The 1,279-nt window shown below is 38.6% G+C and carries 1 protein-coding gene; it reads right to left on the reverse strand.

Annotation, left to right across the window (positions count from 1 at the left end; genetic code table 11):
• Positions 1 to 55: 55 nt before the first annotated feature.
• A protein-coding gene (locus HPK16_RS16430) for an IS3 family transposase (RefSeq protein WP_181677976.1) occupies positions 56 to 1,203 on the reverse strand; the annotation gives its coding sequence in 2 pieces (ribosomal slippage) (positions 56 to 921 and positions 921 to 1,203; 1,149 coding nt in all).
• Positions 1,204 to 1,279: the final 76 nt, after the last annotated feature.

Below are 1,279 nucleotides of genomic sequence, written 5' to 3' on the forward strand. Positions count from 1 at the left end.
ATTGGAATGGCAACCCTTTTTCGAACAAAATTTATAAGGTGTCGATCGATTAATTTTATATCTTAGAAATGAGTTGGTTTTCGGTATCATTCCTAATGGATTTCGCGATGCGAAAACTAACGGGACTTTGATAATTCAAGGTACCGTGGAATCGAATATGATTCCACCAATTGACGTAATCAAAGAGTTGCACTTTCAACTGTTCTAACGTTTGAAAATGGTTGGGATACACAAACTCTTTTTTAAATGATTTATAGGTGCTCTCGGCGACGGCATTATCATAGGGGCAACCTTTATCACTGAGAGAACGCTGAATATCAAAAGCAGCGAGTATTTCATCCACTTCTTGATTGTCAAACTCACTTCCGCGATCTGTATGGAACAGTTGAACATTGGCAAGCGAAAAGGGAATTTGGTAAATGGCTTCTTTGACCAGAGCCGCTGTTTTATGTGCTCCAGCGCTATGCCCGATAATCTCACGATTAAAAAGATCTAGAATAAAGCAAACATAGTGCCATTTGTTACCCACTCGAACATAAGTTAGATCCGTGACAATGGCTTGTAGGACTTGTTCTTGCTTAAATTGTCGATTTAACTCGTTCCTGATAGGTGCTTCGTTAACGCTGTTTTTTCCTTTTTTGAAAGTAGCTTTTGTATAGTTCGAAACCAAGTGGAATTTGCGCATGATAGTGGCAAGTTTACGTCTGGAAACAGTAAAGCCCAGAAGGGCTAACGCCACTTTTAATTTTCGTGTTCCATAGTTTTTACGGCTTTTATCAAACTCTTCGATGACTGCTTTTTCTAACGCTGTTTCTGAATTTTTTGGCCTTGCTTGATAGTAACAAGTGCTCCTCGAGACACCTAAAATACGGCACATCGCTGCTATTGGATATTTGTGTTTATTTTGTTGGATTACTTGGATTTTCGTCCGAATATCAGCGCCGCTTGCTTTAAAATATCATTTTCCATCTCTAACTGCGTATTTCGCTTGCGTAGTTTTTGGAGTTCTTTTTGTTCGGATGTCAGATTATCTTTTGCTTTAAAGGAACCCGTTGTTCGACTCTGACTTATCCATTTATCAAGTGCCGAAGGCGTTAAATCATATTCCTCAATAATAGCTTTACGAGGCTTTCCTGACTCATATAATGCCACCATTTGCTTCTTAAATTCCGGTGTAAACGTTCGTTTTGCTCTTTTTGTCATCCTCTATTCCTCCAGTGTGCTTTTCTTTTATTGTACACACCTTATTTTTTCTGTCCAGTTTAGTATAACCTATCCA

The organism is Paenilisteria rustica, assembly GCF_013820765.1.
In the GTDB taxonomy this organism is placed as follows: Bacteria; Bacillota; Bacilli; order Lactobacillales; family Listeriaceae; genus Listeria_A; species Listeria_A rustica.